This is a genomic window from Candidatus Methylomirabilota bacterium (assembly GCA_035260325.1).
Classification (GTDB): Bacteria; Methylomirabilota; Methylomirabilia; order Rokubacteriales; family CSP1-6; genus AR19.
Genome location: DATFVL010000146.1, coordinates 1 through 19481, shown reverse-complemented (window position 1 = coordinate 19481; position 19481 = coordinate 1). Strand labels below are relative to the sequence as shown.

Below are 19481 nucleotides of genomic sequence, written 5' to 3'. Positions count from 1 at the left end.
TGACGGCCAGCGGGTTCCTGAGCTCATGCGCGACCCCCGCTGCGAGGCGCCCGAGCGCGGCCATCTTCTCGCTCCTGACCAGTTCGGCCGCGGCCCGCGCACGCTCCGCCGTTCGCTGTTCGAGCGCCTCCGCCATCTCGTCGAAGGATCGAGCCAGCTGGCCGAGCTCGCTGTGGCTGTCCGAGACGCCGGCGCGCGCCTGGAGATCGCCGGCCGCCAGCCGCTTCGTGGCCGCCACCAGCGCCGCCGTCCGACGGAGCACGAGTCGCTCCGCCACGACGCGCGCGGCCACGAGGCTCACGACGGAGACGAGACCGAGCCCGATGAGATTCCGAGCGAGACTTCGATTCGCTTCGGCAAACGCGACCGACCGGGGAATGCCGACCGCGAGATAGGCTTCACCCGCCTCGGAGGCCGCAGATAGAGGGGTGAGTCCATACAGCCGGGGCACACCATCCAATCCCACGGTATCGAACGCGCCCTCCGCGCGCTTGGCCAGAATGGCCGTGGCGAGAGGTGCGTCGGCGACCCGCGTCCCGATCAATTCGTCCCCCTGTGGGTGACGAGCCAGAATGACGGCGTTCTGGTCGATCACGAGGAGCGTGGACCCTTCGGGCAACCGCGCGTTGGCAAGAAGATGGTTGAGCCGCCGCAAATCGAGCGCGACCACGACCACGGCCTTCACCGCGCCGCGCCCGTCGACCGCGGGGTACGCGAGGACGACGCTCGGCTTCCTGGTGATGCGTCCGATCAAATAGCCGCTCACGACGAGGTCGCGGGTGGCGAGGGCGCGCTGAAAGTACTCGCGATCCCGAACGCTGATCGGCTCCGTGGAGGGCACCGCGCTGCACACCACGTCGCCGGTCGGCGCGGCGACAGAAATATTCGTGTACTCGGGCGATCGGGTAAAGAGATCCGCCAGCAGCGGACGGCACGCGTTGGCGTCGAGCGTCCTCACCGCCGGCACCTGGGCCAGGATGAAGGCCAGCTGGCGTGCGCCCTGGAACACGTCGTTTTGTTCGGTCGCGGCGATCCGGGCGATCCGCAACGCTTCCTCGTGGGCCTCGGCCGCGGCCGCGCGCCGCCGCTCCAGGCCCGTATACAGCGTCAGCGCAAAGGCCGGGAGCACCGCGACGAGGACCAAGAGGAGGAGTCGAGACCGGAGGCTCGCGAGTCTACGCTTCATCGTGGCGGAAGCCCATAACGTTCACTATAAGTGACGAGTCAAGGGGACAGAGATCTATCGGGAGCTCTATCTCGAGCCGCTCCGCGACCAGAGGCCGCCGGCGAGATAGCCGCCGTCGACCGCGAGCGTGTGGCCGGTGATGAAGCTCGCGTCGTCGGAGGCGAGAAAGAGCGCGGCGCGCGCCACCTCGTCGACCTCGCCGAAGCGCCCCATCGGGATCCGCGCGACGCGTCGCCGCCGCGCCTCTTCGGGCAAGCCGCGCGTGAGCCGCGTGTCGATCTGCGCCGGCGCGATCGCGTTCACCGCGATGCGATGCTCCGCCAACTCCACGGCCATCGTCTTGGTCAGCTCGATCACGCCGGCCTTCGCCGCGTTGTACCCGACGAGGTTCTCCACGCCGCGAAGGCCGTTGATCGACGCGGTCGTGATGATGCGACCGCCGCCCTGCTTGACCATCTGACGCGCGGCCGTCTGGCAGCACAGGAAGACGCCGGTGAGGTTGACGCGCAGCACGCGATGCCACTGCGCCTCGGGATGCTCGAGGAACGGCGCCGAGTACGCGATGCCCGCGTTCGCGAACATCACGTCGAGGCGCCCGAACTCCGTCACGACTCGGTCCACGAACGCCTGCACCTGATCCGCGTCACCGACGTCCACGCCGACGGCGATCGCCCGGCCGCCGCGCCCGGCGATGTCTTTCGCGACGGCCTCGGCGCCGGCCACGTCGACGTCACCGATCGCCACCGCCGCGCCTTCGGCGGCGAACAGAAGCGCGGTGGCGCGGCCGATCCCGAGCGCGCCCCCCGTGATCGCTGTAACCCGTCCTTGCAAGCGCATCGCCTGCTCTCCTTCCAACGCCGCGAGCATCGCCGTGACCGGCGACGCTCCCGATTGCTCACTTCCGCCCGTCGTCGGGCGCGAGGTCGATTCCGCGAATCCAGTAGTGCCGGGAGATGTAGCGGACGTTGGCGGGGCTGACGGTGTAGAGCTTCGCGGTGCTGCCCTCCACGCCCCGCATGTTCCCCACCTGCTGGAGGAGGCGGATGTGAAACTCCTCGGGCGGGAATTTGGCCGTGACGAGGACGTTGACGGTCGCCGGCCCCTGGGCCAGGCGGGCGCGGAGGCGATCGGTCATCCGCGACGGGCCCGTGAGGTAGAGGTAGCCGTTGTAGGCGGCCAGCAGGGCGAAGGCCAGCGCCAGGAAGCGAACAGTCGGGTGCTCGCTCCAGCGCGTCAGCTTCCTCGCCGGAACGATATCAGAACACCCAGCGCTTGCGGCGCTTGTAGAACTTGATCTCCTTGAAGCTCTTCCGGCGGCCGGCCTCGCCGAGGCCCAGGTAGAACTCGCGGACGTCGTCGTTGCCCCGTAGCTTGGCGGCCGGACCGTCGAAGACGATCCGGCCGTTCTCCATGATGTAGCCGGTGTGGGCGATGCCGAGGGCGATCTGGGCGTTCTGCTCCACGAGCAGGATCGTCGTTGCCCGCTCCGAGTTGATCTTCTGGATGATCTCGAAGATCTCGTGCACCAGCAGCGGCGCGAGTCCGAGCGAGGGCTCGTCGAGCAGCAGGAGCCTGGGGTTGGCCATGAGCGCTCGCCCGATCACCAGCATCTGCTGCTCGCCGCCGGACAGATACCCCGCGAGCTGCGCGCGTCGCTCCACGAGGCGGGGAAAGTAGTCGTAGATCGTCTGCATGTCGCGACGCACACCGTCGGGATCGCGTCGCGTGTACGCCCCGATCCGGAGGTTCTCCTCCACGGTGAGGGACTCGAGGACCTTGCGCCCTTCCATCACCTGCACGATGCCGCGGCGGCAGATCTCCTCGGGATCGAGGCCGTCGATCCGCCGCCCCATGAACTCGATGCCGCCATCCGTCACGCGGCCATTCTCGGTCTTGAGCAGGCCCGAGATCGCCTTGAGCGTGGTCGTCTTGCCCGCGCCGTTCGCGCCGAGCAGGGCGACGATCTGCCCGTCGGGGACCTCCAGCGACAGCCCCTTGAGGACGAGGATGACGTCGCTATAGATGACCTGGATGTTGTTCAGCCGGAGCATCCCGCCGTCCGGGTCACTTGCCGATCCACTTCATGTCGCGAGCCACGGTGACCTCGTGCATCGGCACCACCTTGCCGCCCTTGATCTGCACGAGGCGCGCCCGGTTGGTCGGCCGATGGTCCTCGCTCGTGTAGGTGAACGGGGGGGTGAGGCCCCACGTGTCGAACTCCTTCAGGGTCTCGAGCGCGTTCTTGATCGTCTCGCCGGTCGGATTCGGCCCCGCGCGCTTGATCGCCTCGGCCGCCACGATCACCCACAGCCACCCGCGCATGTAGGGCGAGGCGTGGACGTCGCCGCCGTGATGCTTCGCGTGGAACTCCATCAGGATCTTCATGCCGGGCACGTTGTCGCCCCAGTAGGCGACGTCCTGGATCCCGATCACGCCCTCGGCCGCGTCCCCCGCCAGCTTGGGCGTGCGCTCGTCGAGGCCGTAGTTGTTGACGACGTACTTGGTCCGGAGCCCGAGCTTGTAGGAGTCCTTCAGCACCACCGGGACCCACTGGGTGTTGGTGTTGATGTAGGCGAAGTCAGGGTCCTTCTTCTGCATGGTCAGGAGCTGGGAGGTCGCGTCGGTGAGGACGGTGGGGATGACTTCCTCGTCCACCAGGTCCACGCCGACTTCCGGCGCGTACTTGCGTCCGGACTCGATCGGCGCCCGCCCGTAGGCGTTGTCGGCGTAGATGAAGGCCACGCGCGGCTTGCGGCTCGTGTCCTTCCAGGTCTCCCTCACGTAGTTGAGGAAGATGCGGATCTGGCTCGTGTAATCGATGCCGCCGGGAAAGTTGTACGGCGTCTGCCGCGGATCCGTCAGGTGCCCGGAGTACGAGCCGGACAGGTACGGAATCTTGTCCTTCGTGATGAAGGGGCGCAGCGCCTCGGTGTCCGGCGTCCCGTAGCCGAGGACGAGGAGGACCCGGTCCTCCTCGATGAACCTCTTGTAGGCCGCCACCGCCCGTGGCGGCTGGAAGCCGTACTCGACGCTCACCAGCTCGATCTTCCGGCCGTTGATGCCGCCGCGCTCGTTGAGGTACTGCACGGCGTCGATGCGGCCCTGGGCGATGTCCTTGCCCTGATCCGAGGTCGGCCCGGTGAGGTCGACCAGGTTGCCGAGCTTGATCGCGGTCTGGGCGTCGGCCGGCGCCGCGCCGAGGCCGAGGACGAGCAGACCGAACAGGACGAATCCGACGAGCGGGCGATGCACGCGACTCATAGCGACCTCCTTGTCAGTAGGAGTACGGCCACAGCGTCCAGTAGCTGCGCATCCGCACCCAGATGCGCGCCAGACCCTGCGGCTCGTACGTGAGGAAGAAGATGACGGCCAGGCCGAAGACGATGTCGCGGGCCGAGGCGATGAGGCCGAACGCCTGCGGGTACACGCCGGTCAGCGACGTCGCGGTCAGCTTCAGGACCTCCGGCAGCAGGGTCATGAACACCGCCCCGAAGATCGATCCGAGGATGCTGCCCATGCCCCCGATGATGATCATCGCGAGGTAGTCGATGGCCACGAGCAGCGTGAACGCGTCGGGGAACAGGATGCGGGAGTGGTGGGCCATCAGCCCGCCGGCCACCCCCGCGTAGAACGAGCTGATCACGAAGGCGAGGAGCTTGTAGCGGTAGAGGCTCACGCCCATCACGCTGGCGGCGACGTCGCGGTCGCGGATCGCGATGAACGCGCGGCCCACCTTCGTGCGGAAGAGGTTCTTCGTGACGAGGACCGCCGGGACCGTGAGCGCGAAGATCAGGTAGAAGATGCGGGCGTCCGAGTCGAGCGGCAGCCCGAAGACGGTGGCCGGCGGCACCATGAACCCGAGCACGCCCTTGGTCATGCTCTCCCAGTGGATGATCCCGAAGGTGGTGATGAAGTGCGCCGCGAGCGTGGCGATGGCCAGGTAGAGGCCCCTGAGACGCAGGGAGGGGATGCCGAAGACGAGGCCGAACGCCGCCGTCAGCAGCGCCGCCAGGGGGATGGCCAGGTAGAACGGCAGGCCCGCGTTGACCTCGAGGATCGCCGTGGCGTAGGCCCCGACGGCGAGGAACGCGGCGTGGCCGATCGAGATCTGCCCCGTGAACCCCACGAGGATGTTCAGGCCCAGCGCCCCGATGACGGCGATGCCGATCCGGTTGAGCACGTCGAGCCAGTACGTCGTGGCGAACCGCGGCACCAGCGCCAGCGCGCCGAGGAAGAGCACGAGCGCGACGATCGGCACCGGGGTGTCGAAGATCCGCTCGTCGCTCCGATAGCTGACCCGGAAGCCCCCGCACCTCACGCCGCGGCTCCCATCAGACCCGCACGATCTCGACCTTGCCGAAGAAGCCGTAGGGCCGCAGCATGAGGATGACCACGAGCACCACGAAGGGCGCCACCTCCTTGACCCCGCCGCCCAGGAGCGGGTCCAGGTAGCCGCCCGCGAGGTTCTCGAGCACCCCGATCAGCACCCCGCCGATGATCGCGCCCGCCACGCTGTCCAGGCCGCCGAGGATGACCACCGGGAACACCTTCAGGCCGAGCTCGGCGAGCGAGAAGTCTACGCCGCCGCGGACGCTGCCGAGGATGATCCCCGCGAGCGTCGACACGCAGGTGGCGATGCACCACGACAGCGCGAAGATCCATTTCACGCTCACGCCGAGCGACTGCGCCACCTGCTGGTTGTCGGCGGTCGCCCGCATCGCCATCCCCGTCAGCGAGAACCGGAAGAACAGCGAGAAGGCCCCGAGCAGCAGCATGACGCCCACGAAGCTCCACAGGTGCACCGGCGACACCGGCACCGGCCCGACGCGGAACGGCTCCTGGGAGAACAGCACGGGGAACGGGCGCGTGTCGCTGCCCCACGTCATGTTGAGGAACCCGCGGATGACGCTCGCGAACCCGAAGGTCACCATGATCACCGAGATGAGCGGCTCGCCGATGAGCGGCCGGAGCACGCCCCGCTCGATGACGAGCCCGAGGAGGATGGCGACGCCGAGGGTGAGGGGCAGGGCCAGGACCAGCGGGAGCCGCATCTGGAGAATCGTCGCCCACGCGACGTACGCGCCGAAGAGCACCAGCTCGCCCGGCCCGAAGTTGACCACGCTCGAGGCCTTGTAGATGAGGACGAAGCCCAGGGCCATGAGCGAGTACACGCCGCCGACCGCGATGCCGCTGATGACGAGCTGGAGCATGAACACGAGCTGCTCGGTCATCGGTAGAGGCCCGCGATCATGTCCCCGTACTTTTCCTGGATCGTCGCGCGCCGGACCTTCTGGGTGCGCGTGAGCTCGCCGTCGTCGGCGTCCAGCTCCTTGTCGAACAGCCCGAACACCCGGATGCGGGCGGCCGCGGGCAGCTCCTGGTTCACGCGGGCGACCGCCTCCTCGATCAAGGCGACCACCTCGGCCTTGTGCGAGAGGTCCTTGAAGGTGGTGAAGGGCAGCCGGTTGGCCTCGGCCCAGCTCCCCACGTTGCCCATGTCGATCTGGATCAGCGCGACGACGTACGGCCGGGCCTCGCCGATCACCACCGCCTCCCGGACGTAGGGGCTGAACTTCAGCTTGTTCTCGATGAGGGCGGCCGAAAACCGCGAGCCGTCGGCGAGGCGGAGGACGTCCTGGAGCCGGTCGATCATGATCAGGTGGCCGTGCTCGTCGAGCACGCCGGCGTCGCCCGTGTGCAGCCACCCGTCGTCGAGGACCGTCCGGGTGGCGTCCGGGTTCTTGTAGTAACCGAGGAACACGCTCTCGCCGGAGACCAGGATCTCGCCGGCCTCCGAGACGCGGATGCGCGTGCCGGGCGCGGGCTTCCCCACCGTCTCCGCCCGCACCTCGCCGTCCGGGTGCAGCACGCAGATGCCGGCCGTCTCCGTCTGGCCGTACACCTGCTTGAGGTTGAGGCCGATGGCGCGGAAGAACCGAAAGATCTCCGGGCCGAGCGGGGCCCCGCCCGTATAGGCGTAGCGGACGCGCGCGAGACCGAACTTGTCGAGCATGGTCCGGAACGCGAGGAGATGGGCGAGCCCGCGCAGCGCGCGCCCGCGCTCGCCGAGGGCCAGGGCGACCCGCGTCGCCAGGCGCTTGAGCCGTCCGGCGTCGGCGATCTTCACCTGGAACTCCGAGCACATCGCCTCCCAGAACCGCGGCGGCGCGATCATCACGTGGGGCCCGATCTCCCGCAGGTCCTCGCGCATCGTCTCGGGCTCTTCGGGGAAGTTCACGGTGGCGCCCACGTGCAGGGCGATCGCGACGCTGATGAGCTGCTCGCCCACCCACGCGAACGGCAGGAACGAGACGATCTGGTCGCCCTCGCGGACGGGATCGACCTGCGCGACACCCGCCGCCATGGCGAGGAGGTTGTGGTGGCTGAGCATGGCGGCCTTGGCCACCCCGGTGGTGCCCGAGGTGTACGCGAGCAGGGCCACGTCGCTCGGCCCCCCCTGCGCGAGCAGGGTCTCGTAACGCTCCGGCGCGCGCGCGTCCGCCTCGCGTCCGCGCGCCGCCACCGCCTCGAGGCTGACGAGCATCGGGTCCCGGTACGTCTCGAGCCCCCGCATGTCGTCCACGATGATCCACTCGAGGCACGGGACGGCGCCGCGCACGCCGAGCACCTTGTCGGCCTGCTCCTGATCCTCGACCAGCACGACGCGCGCCTCGCTGTGGTCGAGGACGGCCCGCACCTGCTCCGGCAGGGCGTCCACGAAGATTCCCAGGGGGATGGCGCCGAGCGCGTGGGCCGCCAGCTCGACGTACGGCCAGGCCGGACGGTTGCCGGAGATCACCGCCACCCGGTCCCCGCGCTGGAGCCCGAGCGCGGCCAAGCCGAGGCACACCGCGCGCACGCGCTCGGCGTACTCCTCCCACGTCACCTCCTGCCAGATGCCGTACTTCTTCTCGCGCAGCGCGACCCTGCGCCGGCCGAGCCGCCGCGCCTGCGCGGCGAGCAGTCGCGGGAACGTGTCGTGGTCCACGCCGGCCACCTCACGCCACCTGGAAGTCCTCGCCCAGGTAGGCCTTGATCACGACCGGGTCGTGCTGCACCTGGGCGGGCGCGCCTTCGGCGATCTTCTGCCCGAAGTCGAGCACGGCGACGCGATCGGAGATGTCCATCACGACGCCCATGTCGTGCTCGATCATCACCACGGTGAGACGCTTCACCTGCTTGACGTAGCGGATGAAGCGCACCATGTCCTCGGTCTCCTCGGCGTTCATGCCCGCGGTGGGCTCGTCGAGGAGGAGCAGGACCGGGTCGAGGGCCAGCGCCCGCGCCAGCTCGACGCGCTTCTGCAGCCCGTAGGGCAGGGTGCCGACGATCTTGTGCCGGATGTCCTGCAGCTCCAGGAGGTCGATGATCTCGCGCTCGATCGTGACCCGGTGGGCCCGCTCTTCACGGGCCGCGCGGCCGTAGTAGAGGCCGCAGGCGAGGACCCCCGAGCGCAGGTGGATGTGACGGCCGATCTTCACGTTGTCGAGGACGGTCATGCCCTTGAAGAGGGCGATGTTCTGGAAGGTGCGCGCGATGCGGAGCTGCGCCCGCTGGTGCGGCTTGAGGGCCGTGATGTCCTTCTCGTCGAAGACGATGCGCCCGCGGCTCGGCGCGTAGATGCCGCTGATGCAGTTGAAGATGCTGGTCTTGCCCGCGCCGTTCGGGCCGATGATGGCGAAGAAGTCGTGGGCGTCGACCTGGAGGCTCACGCCGGCCAGGGCCGCCACGCCGCCGAAGCTCAGGTGCAGCCCGTGCAGGGTGAGCAGCGCCATCGCCTTCAGTCCCCCAGGTGCCAGAGCATAGGTTCCTTCGAGGGCCGGACGGTTCGCACGCGAGTGCGGGCGCACCCTACAGTCAATGGACGGCCCTTGTCAATACCGATGGGCCGCGCGTGCCGGTGCTACATGAAAATGTCATGGGGTAACTGCTCCGTGAAAGTGTCATCCCCCTATGGAGACTTTCACGATGAGCAAGAAGGAACTGCCCCGGGCCGGCTTGGTCAAGGCCGCGCTCTCGGGGCGCATTACGAATCGCCAAGGCGCCACCGCCCTGCATTTGACCATCCGGCAGTTCCAGCGCCTCAAGCGCCGCTTCGAGACCGGCGGGGCCCCAGCGCTGCGCCATCGGGGCCGGGGTCAACCCTCGCCGCGCCGCGTGCCGGCAAAGCTCTGCGCCAAGATTGCCGAGCTCATGACCACCACCTACGCAGGCTTTAACGACGTGCACCTGACCGAAAAGCTTCGCGAGGTCCACGCCCTCGACGTCTGCCGTGAGTCGGTGCGGCGCGTCCGGCTGGGCCTCGGGCGTCCAGCGAAGCGCCCCCGCCAGGCCCCGCGCCACCGCCGCCGTCGCCAGCGTGAGGCCGCCAGCGGCGCGCTGATCCAAGTCGACGGCAGTCCCTGCGCCTGGCTCGAAGCCCGCGGTCCTCGCCTCACGCTGCTCGGCGCGATCGATGACGCCACCGGCGCGATCCTGGCGCTCGGCTTCCGTCCCACCGAGGATCTCCACGGCTACGCCACCCTGTTCCGCCAACTCTTCGCCACCCACGGCCTGCCGCTGGCCGTCTACGGCGATCGCCTCAACGTCTTCGTGCGCAACGATCGCCACTGGACCCTCGACGAAGAATTGCAAGGCGCTCAGCACCCTACGCATTTCGGCCGCATGCTCCAGGACCTGGGCGTCGCGTACATCGCCGCCCACTCGCCGCAGGCCAAGGGCCGCATCGAACGGCTCTGGGCCACGCTGCAGGACCGCCTGACCAGTGAACTCCGCCTCCGCGGCCTCACCACCCTCGAGGCCGCCGCGCGCTTCCTGCCGGAGTTCATCGCCGACTACAACCGGCGCTTCGCGCGCCCGGCCGCCGACCCGGGCGCCGTCTGGCGGCGGCCGCCGCGCGACCTCGACCGGCTCCTCAGCTGTCGCTACTCGGTGGTGGTCGCCCGCGACAACACCGCCCGCCTCGGTCCGCGTTGGTTGCAAATCCCCCCTGGCCCGCGCGGCCGCTCCTACGCCGGCTGCCGCGTGGAGCTGCGCGAACTCCTCGACGGGCGCCTGCTCGCGATCTACCACGACGTCGTGCTCGCGGCCCAGGCCCCGCCCAGCGCCGCCTTCAGCCTCGTGCCGCGCCGGGCGCCGAGCGCCGATCGCCGCGGCAACGGCGCGCCCGCGACAGCCGCGCCCGCACAATTGGCTCAGGAGCGACGATCGCACCCGGCCCCCTTCCCTGAGTACCCCCCGAAATCCGGTGCCGTACCGCCGCGCGCACCCCGCCACACCCCACCTCGTCGTCCCGCGCGTGATCACCCGTGGCGCCGATCCATCCGGCTTCACGTCCTCCGCAAGACGCTTCGCGCGCAGGGGATGACATTTTCACGTAGCAGTAAGGGATGACATTTTCATTGACCAGCGACATACCGATGGGCCGCGCGCGCGGCCTTCCTACGACGGCCTCCAGACGAGTCCCCAGCGCTCGATGGTCCATCGCTCGAGGGGCACGAGACAGGCGCGGTCGGTGAGCATCCAGATGACGGCGATCACCAGCACGCCGAGGAACACCTCCTCGGTCTTGTACTCCTGCGCCGCGACGAAGAGCATGAAGCCGAGGCCCCGGTCACCGCCGATCATCTCCGCCGCGATGAGAGCCCGCCAGCCGAAGCCCATGCTCATGCGGATGCCCGTCACGATGCTCGGCAGCGCTCCAGGGATGTACACGTGGGTGATGACCTTCCGCCGCTTCGCCCCGAGCGTGAGCACACCGTTCTCGTAGACGCGGGGCACGCCGCGCACGCCCATCAGCGTGTTGAAGAAGACGAGCCAGAAGACCGTGTTGAGCAGGATGAAGAGCGTCGTGAGCCAGCCGACCCCGAACCAGACGATGGCGAGGGGGACCCAGGCGATGCCGGAGATGGCGTTCGCGAACACGCCGACGGGCTCGAGGGCGTTGCCGAGACGGCGATTCATCCCGGCGAGCACGCCGAGGGCGATGCCGAGCGGCAGCCCGACGACGAGGCTCAGGCCCACCCGGCCCAGGCTCGAGAGGATGTGGTTGGTGAAGAGACAGCCGGAGCTCTGCCGGAGCGCCTCCATCAGGCCGGGGCAGCCGTCCTGGAGGGTGAAGATGGCGCCCCAGACGGCCGCCGGCGGCGGAATGTGAATCGGGGCGAGCCACCGGTAGACGGCGTTCAGCTGCCAGAGGGTCCCCAGCGCGACGAACGGGATCGCGCCGAGGAGGATCCGTCTGAGACGCCGACGGTCGAGCCGCCGCAGCGGATTCATCGCTGGAGGAGTCCCCAGCGCTGGATCGTATCCGATTCGATGGGTCGCAGGACGTAACGGTCGAGGAGGATCCAGAGGCAGCCGATCAAGACCATCCCGAGAATGACCTGCGCGGTGTGATCCACCTGCTGCGCCGAGAAGATCATCCAGCCGAGCCCGCGCCGGCCCGCCAGCATCTCGCCGGCGATGGCGGCGCGCCACGCGTAGCCGATGCTGAGCCTCGTCCCCGTGGCGATGGAGGGCATGGCGCCGGGCACCAGGACGTCCCGCACGATCCGCAGGCGCCCTGCGCCGAGCGTGCGCAGGGCGTTCACGTAGATGAGCGGCGTGCTCCGCACGCCCGCCAGCACCGTGAACGCGATCGGGAAGAAGCAGGTATAGACGATGACGGCGAAGACGGTTTTCTCGGTCGTCCCCCACCAGATCATCACGATGGGGAGCAGCGCGATGCCCGAGATGGACTGGAAGAAGTTCAGGACAGGATAGAACATGTCCGAGACGGTCCGGTTCATGCCGACGAGGATTCCGAAGGGGATCCCGAGCGCGATGCCGATCAGGCTTCCCGTGATCAGGCGCCAGAGGGTCTGGCCCAGGTAGTTCGGCAGGATGCCCTTCCAGAGGAGGTCCCCCGAGGAGAGAGCCACGGAGAGGGGAGACGGCAGGTAGCGGTCCGGCCGCTGGATGGTGGCCGAGATCGTCGCCCACGCCGCCAGGATGACCAGGAGGACGAGCGCGAGCTCGATCCCCCCCTGTCTCCAGAAGCGCCGGGCGCGCGCTGACAGGACGGCGTGCGGCCGCGCGAGGGTCGCGCTAGTCGTCGCCAACGCTCACCTCGGCGCGCACGAGCTGGAGGATCTCGTCCCGCGGGCGCGTGAACGCCGGGTCGGAGACCAGGTCCTTCCAGATGCGGCGCTCCCGCGGGATGTCGATCGTGACGGTGGCCTTGAGGCTCCCGGGGCGCCGGGTGAAGATGAAGCACCGGTCGCCGAGGAAGGCCGCCTCGTCCACGTTGTGGGTGATGAAGAGGATGGTTTTCCGCGTCGTGATCGCGATGCGGTTCAGCTCTTCCTGCAGCGTGATCCGCGTCTGGGCGTCCACGGCGGCGAACGGCTCGTCCATCAGCATGACGACCGGGTTCGCGCAGAGCGTGCGCGCGAGCGCGGCGCGCTGCTTCATGCCGCCGGAGAGCTCGTGGGGGTAGCGCTCCTCGAAGCCGGTGAGCCCGACCAGCTCGATGAACTCCCGCACCCGCCGCTCGCGCTCGCGCCGCGGCACGCCCTGGATCTCGAGGCCGTGCCCGATGTTCCGCGCCACCGTCCGCCAGGGCAGGATGGCGTGCTCCTGGAACACGACCCCGCGGTCAGGCCCCGGTCCCTTCACCGCGACCCCATCCACCTCGACCACGCCGTGCCGGTAGGGGAGGAGCCCCGCGAGGATGTGGAGGAGGGTGGTCTTGCCGCAACCGCTCGGGCCCACCACCGCGGCCAGCTCGCCCTCGCGCACCTCGAGGCTCAGCCGCTCGAGGGCGTGGACGTCTTCGCCCGTGTACTCGTCCGGGTAGTGGTGGGTCAGGTCTCGGACGACGAGCTTCTGCAGCGTCCGGTCACCGGGCGCCCGGGAGATCGTCGAACCACGCCGGGTGCTCCTTCATCGCCCGCTCGATGAAGGCGGTGTCGTAGTACTTGGCCGGGTCGAAGGCCTGCTTCATCTTCTTCTGCGCGATCAGCACCTCCACCGCCTCGTTGAACGCCTTGAAGCTGTTCTTGCCGATCCGCATGTCGTAGATCCAGTACTTGTGGGTCCGCTTGATCAGGTCGGCGTCCATGCCGGGGATGTAGCGGGAGCCGATGCTGCCGACCTCGTCCAGATTCTTCGGGTCGCGGACGAAGCGGGCCGCCTCGGCCATCGCGCTCACGAACCGCTGGGTGACGTCCCGGTTCTTGTAGAGTGTCTCGGGCTTGCCGTGCATGGCGGCGCAGAAGCACACGTGGTCGCCGCCGCGGGCGAGCAGCTTGGCGCCCTTCACCTTCTCGAGCATCCGCGTCAGGTAGGGCTCCCAGACCACCATCGCGCTCACGTTGCCGGTGTCGAACAGGGCGACCATGCCGGCGGGCGTGGAATTGATCCGGTTGATGGCCGATTCCGAGAAGCCGTTCTTCCTGATGACCTCCACGAGGTACATGTCGTTCATCGAGCCGAACGTGGTGCCGATGCTCTTCCCCCTGAGGTCGGCGATGGAATTGATGTCCGCGTCGGGGCGGACGACGATGCCGAGCATGTTGTCGTCGGTCGGCTTGACGAACGAGGAGCCCACGTAGCCGACGATCGCCCGGACGTTGAGCCCACGCTCCAGGGCGACCGGGATGTTGCTCACGTTGGCGGCGCCGACGTCGATCTCACCCGCGTCGAGGGCTTTGCTGAGCTCGGGGCCCGTGTTGCGGACGACCACCTTGGCGTCCAGGCCCTGCTTGGCGAAGAAGCCCTTGTCCACCGCGACGAAGACGACCAGGCCTCCCGTGTTGTTGACGGCGCCGACGTTGAACGTGGGCGCCTGGGCGTCTGCGGCCCGCGCCGTCAACCCCAGGACGCCGGCGAGGGCCAGCACGGGGACGATGAGCTTCTTCATGGCGTCTCCTCCGGGGAAGGGCTGCGAATGCGCCAAATCCTAGACGAACCTCACCCTCCAGTTCAAGGAACCGTTTACTGGCCCTTGAGCCTCATGTCCTCGTACGCGGGGTACGGGTACAGGTGGATCGTGTCCATCGCGGGATCGGCCAGCCGCGGTCCGACGCCGCGCAGGGTGCGATAGTCCATGATCGGCGCGAACATGACGCGGTCGATCGTGAGCTGCTGGATGCGATGGAGCAGGGCCTCGCGCCGGGCGACGTCCCGTTCGCGCGCCTGCTGCTGGAACAGGTCGTCGAGGTCCGGATAGCCGCCATAAGCGTAGCTGCCCTTGGAGTACATGAACGCTTCCACGCGGCTCGCGGCGTTGCCGGAGTTGCCGGCCGCGACGATGAAGAGCCCCCGCAGCTTCTTCTCGCGCCAGGCGGAGTAGAAGGCCGCGCGCTCCATCGGCCGCAGCCTCGTCCGGATCCCCACCGCGTTCAGGTAGTTCAGCGTGGCCTCCGCCATCGCGAAGAACGGCGGCGTGGGCACGACGTCGCCGGCGTCGATGCCGTTCGGATACCCGGCCTCGCTGAGCAGCTGTTTGGCCCGTTTCGGGTCGTAGGCATGCGGGGGGACTTGCAACGCGAACTCCATCACGCGCGGCACGATGACCCCCGCGGGTGGGCAGTAGCCCAGGCAGGCGGCGTCGTTGATGGCCTTGCGGTCGAGCGCGGCGTTCACCGCTTGCCGCAGGCGCTTGTCGTGCCAGGGCGACTTCGGGTCCCACTGGTCGGCGAACTCGATCCAGAACATCGAGGCGTGCTTGGACGGCAGGAGCTGCAGGCGCGGGTCGCGTCTCACGTTCTCGGCGTCCTCGCCGTCGAGCGCGTTGGCGATGTCGGCCTCGCCGTTCTTCAGCATCGCCACGCGCGTGGTCGTCTCGGGCACGCTCTTCATGACGAGCCGCTTGACGTGGGGCGTCTTGCGTCAATACCCCGTGTAGGCTTCCAGCACCAGCTCGACGCCGACCATGTGGCTCACGAACTTGTAGGGGCCGGCGCCGATCGGGTGCTTCTTGAAGCCGTCGTCACCGACCTGCGTCAGGTACTTCTTCGGCACCACGAGCCCGGCAGCCGTCGCCGTGGTCCCGTAGAAGGTCAGGAAGTCCGGCCACGGCTCCTGCAGGTGGAAGCGCACGGTCAGGGGATCGACGACCTCCACCTGCCGGACCCGCGCCTGCAGCTCGCTCGCGCCCGCCCCTTTGTAGCGCTCGAAGCTGAACTTCACGTCCTCGGCGGTCACCGCGTCGCCGTTGTGGAACTTGAGGCCGCGGCGCAGCTTGAACTCGTACACGCGGCCGTCCGCGCTCTCCGTCCACGACTCCGCCAGGCTCGGGGCGATCTTCTTCCCCGGCAGCGGGCGGACCACGGCGTCGTGGATCGCATAGAGGATCCCGAAGGGGGTGATCTGCGGCGGCGCGCTCGACGGGTCGAACCAGCCCGGCGCGATGGTCACGTGATAGGCCATCACGACCTCGCCCGTGGGCGGGGCCTGGGCGAGCGCCTCGCCGGCCACGCCGAGGGTGAGCAGGAGGGCCGGGAGCAGGTGCCGGTGAGAGCTCATCTCGTCCCCTCCTTCGAGCCGCTCCGGACTCACACCAGCAGCGCCAGGGGCTCCTCGATCAGCTCGGCGAGCGCGCCGAGGAACTGGGCGCCGCGCGCGCCGTCGAGAGCGCGGTGGTCGCAGGAGAGCGTCAGCACCATCGTCGGCTGGACGGCGGGCTGGCCGCCGGCGGCGACGACGCGGTCGGCGATGCGGCCGACGGCGAGGATGGCGGCCTGCGGCGGATTGACGATGGCGTTGAACGCGTCGACGCCGAACATGCCGAGGTTGCTGATCGTGAAGCCGCCGCCCTGGATGTCGGCCGGGCGCAGCTTGCCGGCCTGGGCGCGGCTCACGAGGTCCTCGCGGCGGGCCGCGAGCTCGGCGAGGCTCAGCGTGCCGGCGCGGTGGAGGACGGGGACGACGAGGCCGGCGTCGATGGCGACGGCCAGGCCGATGTTGATGTCGGCGTTCCGCACGATCGCGCCGTCCTTCCACGAGGCGTTCACGCTCGGATGTTGCGAGATGGCTGCGGCGACGAGCTTCACCAGCAGATCGGTGTAGGTGACGTGAGCGCCGGTCTGCTTGCGCACCTTGTCGAGCCATGAGACCAGGCGGCTCACGTTGACCTCGCGCACGAGATAGAAGTGCGGCGCGGTGGTCCAGCTCGCCGTCATGCGCTCGGCCATGATGCGCCAGACGTTGCCCACACCCTGCGTCCCGGCGCGCGCGGCGGCAGGCGCGCTGGACGCCGCGGCGAGCTTCGCCGCGGCGATGTCCGCCGCGAGAACGGCGCCGCCCGGGCCCGAGCCCTGGAGCACTCTGATGTCGAGCCCGCGCTCGGCCGCCAGGCGCCGCGCCTTGGGCGACGCGGCGAGGAGGACAGGCGCCGCCTTCTGGCCCTCGACGTGGGCGAGGACGTCGGCCTTCTCGACCCGTCCGCTCGCCGTCTTCACCCGCGCGAGGTCCACGCCGTGCTGCTCGGCGATCTTGCGGGCCAGGGGCGATGCCTTGACCGCGGCGGACGCGGCGGGAGGCGAGGGGACCGCGCTGGCTGCGAGCGGGCTCGGCCCAGGCGCCGCCGCGGGTGCTACCGCGCCCGCCTCGACGATCAGCGCGATCGTCTGACCGACCGGCACGACGTCGCCCGCGCGCGCGGTGACATCGCGCAGGACGCCGGACGCCGGCGCCTCGATCTCGACGGTGACCTTGTCGGTCTCGATCTCGACGATCGCCTCGCCCTTCCTCACCGAGTCCCCCGGCGCTTTGAGCCAGCGCAAGACCTTGCCGGTCTCCTGCGCCAGCTCGAGCGCCGGCATGATGACGTTCGTCGGCATGAGACGAGCTCGCTCAGGCCTTCCGGCAGAGCGCCTTCGCCGCCTCGAAGACCATCTTCTCCGACGGCACGGTGAGGTCCTCGAGCACCGGCGAGAACGGCACGGGCACGTCCATGGCGCCGATCCGCTTGACCGGCGCGTCGAGGTGATAGAAGGCGCCCTCCGCGATGACCGAGGCGATCTCGGCGGTGACACCGTAGCGCTCGTAGCCCTCGTCCACCACGATGGCGCGCGAGGTCTTCTTCGCCGAGTCGATCAGCGCCTGCTTGTCGAGCGGCCAGGTCGTGCGCGGGTCGATGACCTCGGCGCTGATGCCGGCCTCCTCGAGCATCTTCGCGGCGCCGAGGGCGACCGCCACCATGCTGCTGGTGGCGACGATGGTGATGTCCCGACCCTCGCGCTTGATCTCGGCCACGCCGAAGGGGATCGTGTAGTCCTCGGCCGGGACCGGGCCCTTCACCCGGTACATCATCTTGTCCTCGAAGATGACGACGGGGCTGTCGTCGCGGATCGCGGTCTTCATGAGCCCCTTGGCCTCGTACGGGCCGGACGGCAGCGCCACCTTGAGGCCCGGGACGTGGCTCACCCAAGCGTGGAGCGACTGCGAGTGCTGGGCGGCCGACCGGCGCGTCGCGCCGAGCGTGGTGCGGAAGACGATCGGCACCTTGATCTTGCCGCCCGACATGTAGTGAGCCTTGGCGGCCTGGTTCACCATCTGGTCCATGGTCAGCGTGATGAAGTCGCCGAACATCACGTCCACGATCGGCCGCATGCCCGTCATCGCCGCCCCGACGCCGATGCCGGCGTAGCCGGGCTCGGAGATCGGCGTGTCGATGACGCGCTTCGTCCCGAACTCGTTGACGAGCCCGGTCAGCGTCTTGAACGGATGGCCGGCCTCCGCGACGTCTTCCCCGATGAGGAAGACGCGCGGGTCGCGCCGCATCTCCTCCGCGATCGCTTCCTTGACCGCCTCGCCGTACGTCAGCTCACGCACGCTCATGGTTCCTCCGTGAGGGGCGATTCCCTGCAGCCGCGCTCAGGTCGTCAGCATCCGGTGCGTCGGGACCACGAAACGGTCGATGGGCACGCCGTGAGGACAGGCGCCCCGGCACGGCTGGCCCGAGCACGAGAGGCACGGAGCGGCGCCGTCGGACAGCAAGGCGTACTCGCTGCGGGCCAGCGCCAGGTCGCCGTAGTCCACGGCGTACATCCGGCTCCGCAGCACGTCGCCGATCGGCACGCCGCGCGGGCATGCGTCGAGGCACTCCTGGCAGCCGTGGCGGCAGTAGGACGCTCCGTTCAGGCTCGCGTAACGCCGCAGCAGCGGCAGATCCTCGCCCGCGGCCGAGCGCGAGCCCGAGGCCCCGAGGTACTCGTCGATCACGTCCCGGCCGGTCATCGAGATGATCAGCGCGTCGACGTTCGGGTTCGAGAGCACCCAGCGGAAGGCCGCCTGCGCAAAGGTGGCGCCGCCCCGCTCGAAGGGGCGCATGTCGTTGAGACGCGCGCCCATCAGCGTCTTCATCGCGATCACGCCGACGCCCTTGGCCTTCGCCTTCTGGAGCACGCGCGGCAGGTCCGGCTGGCGCGCGATGAAGTCGAACGCGCCCGTGAACTTCTGGTAGAAGGCGGGGTCCTGGCCGAAGTTGTATCCCACCAGGATCACGTCCACACCGTTCGTGTCCAGGGCGTAGTCCAGGCACTCGATCAGGCGTCCGGCGTGGCCCGACATGCCGACGAAGCGGATCTTCCCCTGTTGCTTCGCGCGCGCGGTGAACTCGTGCCACTCCGGATCCTTCAACCGCTCCACGTCGTTGACGGCATGGTTGAAGTAGACGTCCACGTAGTCGGTGCGGAGCCGCTGGAGGCTCCCCTCGAGCGAGCGCATCATCGAGTCCCGGCGCTGGCCCGGGCTCGTGTAGGTCTTCGACGCGAGGTAGACGCGGTCGCGCTTGTCGCGCAAGGCGTCCCCGATGGTCGTCTCCGAGCCCCCGGCGCGATAGCTGTCCGCGGTGTCGAAGTAGTTGATGCCCTGATCGAACGCGTGCCGGACGGTGTCTCCCTCTCCGGCGCTCAGGCGGCTGCTCCCGAAGGCGATGTCGGAGACCCGCATGCCGGTGCGGCCGAGCGTCGCGTAGCGCTGGACCCGCGTCCCGGCGCGTCGGGCCGGCTGGGCCGACGCCCGCAGCGGACGAATGCCGAGGCCGAAAGCGGCGACCGCGCCCCGCTGCAGGAGCTCACGGCGATTCACGTGGCGCCCTCCTCTCTGACGGACGGTACCGGGTGTCGACCGTCATGTCCAGCCCGTTCGAGATATGATCGCTCGTCATGCGAGCGACCGTCTGCACGATGGCGAACGCGCTGACGGCCGCGCGCGTCCTGCTGGCCCTGCCGTTCGCGTTCCTCATGGCCGGCGGCGGCGCGCGTCACGCCGCGCTCGCCGCGCTCGTGCTCGCCGCGGCCATCGC

The 19481-nt window shown here is 69.1% G+C and carries 17 protein-coding genes and 1 pseudogene; 1 reads left to right on the top strand and 17 read right to left on the bottom strand.

All coding sequences use genetic code 11. The features are described from left to right. The 9 genes from VKG64_09935 to VKG64_09895 all read right to left on the bottom strand — a co-directional run. A partial coding sequence (locus VKG64_09935; GenBank protein HKB25360.1) for a cache domain-containing protein occupies positions 1 to 1144 on the bottom strand: 1144 nt, incomplete at its 3' end. Positions 1145 to 1252: 108 nt separating this feature from the next. Next, the gene (locus tag VKG64_09930; GenBank protein ID HKB25359.1) at positions 1253 to 2023 is read right to left on the bottom strand and encodes an SDR family NAD(P)-dependent oxidoreductase; all 771 of its coding nucleotides are present in this window, start codon (positions 2021 to 2023) and stop codon (positions 1253 to 1255) included. A gap of 58 nt (positions 2024 to 2081) precedes the next feature. Further along, on the bottom strand, positions 2082 to 2321 hold the full coding sequence (locus VKG64_09925) for a hypothetical protein (protein ID HKB25358.1): 240 nt from the start codon (positions 2319 to 2321) through the stop codon (positions 2082 to 2084). Between the two features lie 121 nt (positions 2322 to 2442). Further along, the gene (locus VKG64_09920; protein ID HKB25357.1) at positions 2443 to 3237 is read right to left on the bottom strand and encodes an ABC transporter ATP-binding protein; all 795 of its coding nucleotides are present in this window, start codon (positions 3235 to 3237) and stop codon (positions 2443 to 2445) included. A gap of 13 nt (positions 3238 to 3250) precedes the next feature. Next, complete coding sequence (locus tag VKG64_09915) at positions 3251 to 4447, bottom strand: ABC transporter substrate-binding protein (protein HKB25356.1); 1197 nt, start codon at positions 4445 to 4447, stop codon at positions 3251 to 3253. Between the two features lie 13 nt (positions 4448 to 4460). Continuing rightward, positions 4461 to 5504 (bottom strand): branched-chain amino acid ABC transporter permease, encoded by a 1044-nt coding sequence (locus tag VKG64_09910; GenBank protein ID HKB25355.1) that lies wholly within the window; start codon positions 5502 to 5504, stop codon positions 4461 to 4463. Between the two features lie 13 nt (positions 5505 to 5517). After that, positions 5518 to 6417 carry a branched-chain amino acid ABC transporter permease gene (locus tag VKG64_09905; GenBank protein HKB25354.1) on the bottom strand — a complete coding sequence of 300 codons (900 nt, stop codon included), beginning with the start codon at positions 6415 to 6417 and terminating at the stop codon, positions 5518 to 5520. Then, complete coding sequence (locus VKG64_09900) at positions 6414 to 8174, bottom strand: AMP-binding protein (GenBank protein ID HKB25353.1); 1761 nt, start codon at positions 8172 to 8174, stop codon at positions 6414 to 6416. Before VKG64_09900 ends, VKG64_09905 begins: the two co-directional genes overlap by 4 nt. A 10-nt stretch (positions 8175 to 8184) precedes the next feature. Continuing rightward, positions 8185 to 8961 (bottom strand): ABC transporter ATP-binding protein, encoded by a 777-nt coding sequence (locus VKG64_09895; GenBank protein ID HKB25352.1) that lies wholly within the window; start codon positions 8959 to 8961, stop codon positions 8185 to 8187. 193 nt (positions 8962 to 9154) lie between these two features. Here VKG64_09895 and VKG64_09890 point away from each other — a divergent pair, with 193 nt between their 5' ends. Further along, positions 9155 to 10579 (top strand): ISNCY family transposase, encoded by a 1425-nt coding sequence (locus VKG64_09890; protein HKB25351.1) that lies wholly within the window; start codon positions 9155 to 9157, stop codon positions 10577 to 10579. A gap of 48 nt (positions 10580 to 10627) precedes the next feature. Here VKG64_09890 and VKG64_09885 read toward each other — a convergent pair whose 3' ends face one another. From VKG64_09885 to VKG64_09850, 8 genes and pseudogenes are all read right to left on the bottom strand, one after another. Next, entirely contained in the window at positions 10628 to 11464 is an 837-nt protein-coding gene (locus VKG64_09885) for an ABC transporter permease (protein HKB25350.1), read from the bottom strand. Continuing rightward, complete coding sequence (locus VKG64_09880; protein ID HKB25349.1) at positions 11461 to 12288, bottom strand: ABC transporter permease; 828 nt, start codon at positions 12286 to 12288, stop codon at positions 11461 to 11463. Before VKG64_09880 ends, VKG64_09885 begins: the two co-directional genes overlap by 4 nt. Then, positions 12275 to 13036, bottom strand: a complete 762-nt coding sequence (locus tag VKG64_09875; protein HKB25348.1) for an ABC transporter ATP-binding protein — start codon at positions 13034 to 13036, stop codon at positions 12275 to 12277. Before VKG64_09875 ends, VKG64_09880 begins: the two co-directional genes overlap by 14 nt. A 31-nt stretch (positions 13037 to 13067) precedes the next feature. After that, the gene (locus VKG64_09870) at positions 13068 to 14090 is read right to left on the bottom strand and encodes an ABC transporter substrate-binding protein (protein HKB25347.1); all 1023 of its coding nucleotides are present in this window, start codon (positions 14088 to 14090) and stop codon (positions 13068 to 13070) included. 74 nt (positions 14091 to 14164) lie between these two features. After that, positions 14165 to 15601 (bottom strand): annotated as a pseudogene (locus tag VKG64_09865) (ABC transporter substrate-binding protein). 125 nt (positions 15602 to 15726) lie between these two features. After that, complete coding sequence (locus tag VKG64_09860; protein ID HKB25346.1) at positions 15727 to 17013, bottom strand: dihydrolipoamide acetyltransferase family protein; 1287 nt, start codon at positions 17011 to 17013, stop codon at positions 15727 to 15729. 13 nt (positions 17014 to 17026) lie between these two features. Further along, positions 17027 to 18007 (bottom strand): alpha-ketoacid dehydrogenase subunit beta, encoded by a 981-nt coding sequence (locus VKG64_09855; GenBank protein ID HKB25345.1) that lies wholly within the window; start codon positions 18005 to 18007, stop codon positions 17027 to 17029. 42 nt (positions 18008 to 18049) lie between these two features. Further along, positions 18050 to 19264 carry an aldo/keto reductase gene (locus VKG64_09850; protein HKB25344.1) on the bottom strand — a complete coding sequence of 405 codons (1215 nt, stop codon included), beginning with the start codon at positions 19262 to 19264 and terminating at the stop codon, positions 18050 to 18052. Positions 19265 to 19481: the final 217 nt, after the last annotated feature.

What these genes read in the sequence shown, in the direction of transcription:
- VKG64_09930 (HKB25359.1), bottom strand. Translation starts at nt 2,023, where the DNA reads ATGCGCTTGCAAGGACGGGTTACAGCGATCACGGGGGGCGCGCTCGGG.
- VKG64_09860 (HKB25346.1), bottom strand. Translation starts at nt 17,013, where the DNA reads ATGCCGACGAACGTCATCATGCCGGCGCTCGAGCTGGCGCAGGAGACC.
- VKG64_09870 (HKB25347.1), bottom strand. Translation starts at nt 14,090, where the DNA reads ATGAAGAAGCTCATCGTCCCCGTGCTGGCCCTCGCCGGCGTCCTGGGG.
- VKG64_09920 (HKB25357.1), bottom strand. Translation starts at nt 3,237, where the DNA reads ATGCTCCGGCTGAACAACATCCAGGTCATCTATAGCGACGTCATCCTC.
- VKG64_09905 (HKB25354.1), bottom strand. Translation starts at nt 6,417, where the DNA reads ATGACCGAGCAGCTCGTGTTCATGCTCCAGCTCGTCATCAGCGGCATC.
- VKG64_09925 (HKB25358.1), bottom strand. Translation starts at nt 2,321, where the DNA reads ATGACCGATCGCCTCCGCGCCCGCCTGGCCCAGGGGCCGGCGACCGTC.
- VKG64_09895 (HKB25352.1), bottom strand. Translation starts at nt 8,961, where the DNA reads ATGGCGCTGCTCACCCTGCACGGGCTGCACCTGAGCTTCGGCGGCGTG.
- VKG64_09885 (HKB25350.1), bottom strand. Translation starts at nt 11,464, where the DNA reads ATGAATCCGCTGCGGCGGCTCGACCGTCGGCGTCTCAGACGGATCCTC.
- VKG64_09915 (HKB25356.1), bottom strand. Translation starts at nt 4,447, where the DNA reads ATGAGTCGCGTGCATCGCCCGCTCGTCGGATTCGTCCTGTTCGGTCTG.
- VKG64_09890 (HKB25351.1), top strand. Translation starts at nt 9,155, where the DNA reads ATGAGCAAGAAGGAACTGCCCCGGGCCGGCTTGGTCAAGGCCGCGCTC.